The organism is Pseudokineococcus marinus, assembly GCF_013004605.1.
GTDB lineage: Bacteria > Actinomycetota > Actinomycetes > Actinomycetales > Quadrisphaeraceae > Pseudokineococcus > Pseudokineococcus marinus.
In genome coordinates this window covers 1-5388 of record NZ_JABEMA010000211.1, presented here as the reverse complement: position 1 = coordinate 5388, position 5388 = coordinate 1, and the positions used below count along the sequence as shown (strand labels likewise).

Annotated in this window: 4 protein-coding genes and 1 pseudogene; all 5 read right to left on the bottom strand. The window is 75.7% G+C overall.

The genetic code is table 11. From position 1 onward, the window contains the following. Positions 1-111: 111 nt before the first annotated feature. Entirely contained in the window at positions 112-1953 is a 1842-nt protein-coding gene (locus HLB09_RS12355) for a glycoside hydrolase family 13 protein (protein WP_171203660.1), read from the bottom strand. A gap of 91 nt (positions 1954-2044) precedes the next feature. After that, positions 2045-2989: an exopolyphosphatase gene (locus tag HLB09_RS12350; protein ID WP_171203659.1), complete on the bottom strand. Its 945-nt coding sequence runs from the start codon at positions 2987-2989 to the stop codon at positions 2045-2047. A 114-nt stretch (positions 2990-3103) separates the two neighbouring features. Then, positions 3104-4042: an ATP-grasp domain-containing protein gene (locus tag HLB09_RS12345; RefSeq protein WP_171203658.1), complete on the bottom strand. Its 939-nt coding sequence runs from the start codon at positions 4040-4042 to the stop codon at positions 3104-3106. 75 nt (positions 4043-4117) lie between these two features. Then, entirely contained in the window at positions 4118-5005 is an 888-nt protein-coding gene (locus HLB09_RS12340; protein WP_171203657.1) for an alpha/beta fold hydrolase, read from the bottom strand. Continuing rightward, positions 5002-5388: pseudogene (locus HLB09_RS12335) on the bottom strand (hypothetical protein); the annotation flags it as partial. The gene HLB09_RS12340 and the pseudogene HLB09_RS12335, both read right to left, overlap by 4 nt.

Genomic DNA, 5388 nt, shown 5'->3' with positions numbered 1-5388 from the left:
GTCGCCGGGTGGCCTGCTCGCCATGCCCCGATGCTGCCAGCCGCACCGCCCCGCGGCGCGGGAGTCCCCCGGACCGGGCGCCGCGCCGTCGTCCGAGCCGTCGTCAGGGCCTCAGCCCCGGCGCAGGACGCGGGCCTCCCAGGGGGCGAGCACCGGGTCGGCGGCGACGTCGGCGTCGTCGCCCCCTCCGCCGCCGGGCACGGTGCCGAGGACGAGCTCGAGGTCGCGCCCGGGCCCGGCGACGGCCTCGGGGAGGAGGTCGCCGAGGTCCACCGGCGAGGAGCCGACGTTGGCGACGACGAGGAGCTCGTCGACCGCCGGCGCCCCGTCCGGGCCCTCCCCCGCGAGGCGGCGGGTGAAGGCGTACACCCGCTCGTGCTCGGGCACCAGCATGGTGAAGTCGCCGAGCGCGACCACGGGCCAGTCGTGGCGCAGCGCCACCAGGCGCCGGTAGTGCGCCAGCACCGACGTCGGGTCGTCAGCCTGGTCGGCGACGCTCCACCCGTGGGCGTGGTCGGGGTTGACGGCGATCCACGGCTCCCCGGTGGTGAACCCCGCCGACGGCGAGGCGTCCCACTGCACGGGCGTCCGCGCGTTGTCCCGGCTGGAGACCGCGACCCTCGAGAGCACCTCCGCGGGGTCGCCGCCGTGGCCCACCTCCTCGGCGAGGTGGTTGCGGCTCTCGATGTCGCGCAGCTGCTCGGCCGAGGCCCACGGGAAGTTCGCCATCCCGATCTCCTCGCCCTGGTAGACGTACGGCGTCCCCCGGTGCAGGTGCAGCAGCGTGCCCAGGCACCGCGCCGACGCCGCGCGGTGCTCCGGGGAGTCGTCGCCCCACCGCGACACGATCCGCGGCTGGTCGTGGTTGTTCCAGTACAGGCTGTTCCACCCCCGCTCGGCCAGGCCCGCCTGCCAGCGCCCGAAGGAGGCCTTGAGCGCGAGCAGGTCCAGGGGCACGGAGTGCCACTTGCTGCCGTCGTGGTCGAGGTCGACGTGCTCGAACTGGAACACCATGTCGACCTCCGCGCTCGCGGGGTCGGTGAAGCGCTGCGCGTCGGCCACTGTCACGCCGGGCATCTCCCCCACCGTCAGCAGCGCCTCCGGCCGCCCGGCGAAGACCTCGGCGTGCATCTCGGCCAGGTACTCGTGGATGCGCGGCCCGCACAGGTAGTGCTCACCACCCCCGGCCAGGCCGGTGCGGGGGTCGGCGTCGCGCCCGTCCGGCAGGGAGCCGTCCGCCGCGACGTCCTTGCTCACCATGTTGATGACGTCCATGCGGAAGCCGTCGACCCCGCGGTCGAGCCACCACCGCATCATCTCGTGCACCGCCGCCCGCACGTCCGGGTTCTCCCAGTTGAGATCGGGCTGCTTGCGGGAGAAGAGGTGCAGGTAGTACTCGCCGCTGGCCTCGTCGAGGCTCCACGCCGGGCCGGAGAAGGCCGACCGCCAGTTCGTCGGCTCGGCGCCCGGGGCGCCGGCCTCCATGCCCTCGCGCGGGCCGCGCCACCAGTACCAGTCGCGCTTCGCGCTCGACGGCGAGCTGCGGGACTCGACGAACCAGGGGTGCTCGTCGCTCGTGTGGTTGACCACGAGGTCCATGACGAGCTTCACGCCCCGCGCGTGGAGGGCGTCGGTGAGCTCCTCGAGGTCCTCCAGCGTCCCGAAGGTCGGGTCGACCGCCCGGTAGTCGCTGATGTCGTAGCCGTTGTCGTCCTGCGGCGAGGCGTAGACGGGCGAGAGCCACACGACGTCGACGCCGAGGTCGGCGAGGTGGTCCAGGCGGGAGGTGATGCCCCGCAGGTCCCCCACCCCGTCGCCGTCGGAGTCCGCGAAGGACCGCGGGTACACCTGGTAGACGACGGCGCTCGCCCACCACGGCGCCGGACCCGGGCCCGGGCCGGCGTCGTCGGGGGCCGTCGTGACGCGGGGCTGCAGGGGCGTCGTGGCGCTCATGGGCGCGGATCCTGCCAGCGGGCGAGGGCGCGCGACGGAGCCGGCCGTCGCCGGCCGCCTCCGTCCGCCCGGGGCCGCTGCACGGGCGTCGTCAGCCGGCGACGAGCGCCCCCCGCTCGGTGCCGACGGCGTCGACGACCTCGGCGAGCACGCGCTCGGCGTCCTCGTGCGCCACCTGGCAGGTGCCGGCGGCCTGGTGGCCGCCGCCGCCGTGGCGCAGGCAGACCGCGCCGACGTCGACGGGCGAGGTGCGGTCGACGATCGACTTGCCCACCGCCAGCACGGTGTTGAGCTTCTCGCGGCCCCACATGACGTGGACGGAGACCCGCGCCGTCGGGAAGAGGGCGTAGACGACGAAGCGGTTGCCGGCGTGGATGACGTCCTCGCCGCGCAGGTCGACGACGACGACGTCGCCGCGCTGGGTGCTGCAGCGGCGCAGCTGCTCCGCGGAGAGGGCCTGCTGGGAGCGGTAGAGCTCGACGCGCTCGGCGACGTCGGGCAGGGCGAGGATCTCCTCGACGTCCTGGTGGGCGCTGCAGGCGTCGACCAGCTGCATCATCAGCTGGTAGTTGGAGACGCGGAACTCGCGGAAGCGGCCGAGGCCCGTCCGGCTGTCCATGAGGACGTTGAGCAGCGTCCAGCCGCGGGGGTCGAGCACCTCCTCGATGCCGTAGGCCGCCGAGTCGGCGCGGTCGACGGCGTCCATGAGCTCGGGCGAGACGTCGGGGAAGCGCTCGGCGCCGCCGAAGTGGTCGTAGACGACGCGCGCGGCCGAGGGGGCGCCCGCGTCGATGACGTGGTTGGCGCGCTCGCCGTCCAGGCGCAGGGTCTCGGAGTGGTGGTGGTCGAAGACGAGGTGCGCGCGGGGGGCGTAGGGGAGGTTCGTCAGCACGTCGCGCTCGGTGATCTCGACGACGCCGTCCTGCACGTCCTTGGGGTGCACGAACGTGATCTCGTCGACGAGGCCGATCTGGCGCAGGAGCACCGCGCAGACGAGGCCGTCGAAGTCGCTGCGGGTGACCAGGCGGTAGGGCACGGGAGGCTCCTGGTGGGTCGGGGAGGGGGCTCGTCCTCTCCCCCGTCGGCCGGGCGCGCCAGGACCTGAGCGGCCGGGCGCCACCTCCCCCGCCCGCGGTGCTCCTCGTGGGCGTCAGGCGGCGGCACGGACGCCGCGGCGCTCGCCCTCCAGCCGTCCGAGGTAGCGGGCGATCTCGCGCGGGCCGGAGCGCGGGGCGACCGCCTCGACGTCCGCGTTGTAGTTCGTGTTGGTGTTCACGTCGTAGGTGACGACGCGCCCGTCGACGGTCTCGATGGACTCGATGCCGGCGACGGCCGTGCCCGTGGCCGCGAGGAAGCGGCGGTAGGCCTCCAGCTGCGGGGGCTCGTAGCCCTCCCGGAGGCTGAAGAGCGGCTCCTGGCCGGGCAGCGCGCAGGCGTCCGCAGGGCACAGCTCGAACCCCTGGGCCGTCGAGACGCGCACCGAGTACACGTGCTCGCCGTCGACGAGCTCGGTGCGCGTGACCGCGGGCTCCGCGGCGACGAGCAGCTCCTGCAGGAGCCACGTGCCGTTCGCGGGGGCCTCCAGCTCCCCGGCGGCCAGGGCGTCGCGCAGCTCCTCGACGGCGTCGAAGCGCCGCACGCCCAGGCCCTTGCCGCCCTGGTCGTGCTTGGTGATGAACGGCGCGCCGCCGCCGGCGGCGACGAAGCGCTCGGCGGCGGCGACCAGCCGGTCCTGCCCGAGCACGGCCGTGGTGCGGGGCACGTCCACCCCGGCCGCGCGCAGCGCCGCGTGCTGGGCGACCTTGCTCATCTCGAGCTCGAGCACCCCGCGCCCGTTGACGACCGTCCGCCCGTGCCCCTCGAGCCACGAGAGCACCGCCCTCGTCTGCTCCTTCGCCAGGTGGTGGCCGCGGGTGTGGGCCGAGGCGCTCATCCGCGACCAGAAGACGCCCTCCGGCGGCTCGTCGTCGAGGGAGAGCTCACCCGCCCCCGTCAGCAGCCACTGCTCCACGGGCACGCCCTCGGCGTCGAAGGCCGCGGCGAAGGGAGGCCACCACTCGGGGTTCTCGTGCAGCGCGTAGACGGTCACGCAGGAGCCAGCACCCGCGCCTCGCGGGCTGTTCCGGGGACCGCCCGCGACGGACGGGCGCGCGAGGGGCGGGGCTCAGCGCGCGGCGCGCTCGACCAGCCAGTCGACGACGAGGGCCGTCGTCGCGTCGCGGTCGGTCTCGTTGAGGACCTCGTGCCGGGCGCCGTGGCGCAGCTCGAGCGTGACGTCGCGCAGGCCGGCGTCGCGGTAGCGCTCCGCCAGGCGGCGGACGAGCGCCCCGCCGGACCCGCCGACCGGGTCCTCGTCGCCGCTGACGACGAGGACGGGCAGGTCGTCGCGGATGCCGGCGAGCGCCTCGGGGTCCGCCGTCCGGCCCGCCGTCGCGAGCACGCCCCCGAGGACGGCGTCCTCGGTGGCGAAGCCGCACAGGGGGTCGGCCACGTACGCGTCCACCTCGGCCTCGTCGCGGCTCAGCCACTCGAAGCCGGTGCGGGAGGGGAACGGCGCGTTGAAGCCCTCGAGACCGGCGTCCGCGGGCAGGGCGCTGACGACCTCGACGAGCCCGTCGATCGCCGTCGAGCCGGTCAGGACGGCGCCCGCCCACAGCGCGTCGTGGTCGAGGAGGGCGTTCTGCGCGGCCATGGACCCCAGGGAGTGGCCGAGGAGGAAGCGCGGCAGGTCGGGGTGCTCGTCCCGCAGCAGCTCCCCGAGCCGCACGACGTCGCCCACGAAGCCCGCGGCGCCCGCCGCGCCGAAGGAGCCGAGCGGCACCTGCTCCGACGTCGAGGCGCCGTGCCCGCGGTGGTCGCACGCCACGACGACGAAGCCCGCGTCCGCGAGAGCGGTGGCCAGGCGCGCGTAGCGGCGCCCGTGCTCGGCGAGCCCGTGCGCGACCTGCACGACGCCCCGCACCGGGCCGTCCGCGGGCTCCCAGCGGTAGGTCGCGACGGCCAGCCCGTCGGAGGGCGAGGCGAAGCTGCTCGTGCGGGGCTCGGCGGTCATGGCGTCCTCCGGAGGTCGGGTCGGGTCGGGCGGACGGGCTGCGCGACCGGTGGGCCGCTCACGCCGGCACCCAGGCGTCGAGCAGCCAGCTGTCGAAGGTCGTGGGCGTCAGGACGGCGCCGGGGCCGGGCAGCATGACCTCGCCGGCGGCCTCGACGCCGAAGGGCGTGCCGCGCCAGCTCGCGCAGCTCGAGGGGCTCGCGCCGCGCTGACAGGGTCCGCCGCGCCATGTCGACGAGGTCCTCGGTGCGCGGGCCCGCCACCTCGAGCAGGCCCCGCGGCGGGCCGACGGCGACGCGGGCGAGCTCGGCGGCGAGGTCCGCGACGGCGAGCGGCTGCACGAGCAGCGGGGGCACGACGGCGCCGTCCCCCTCGCGGGTGAG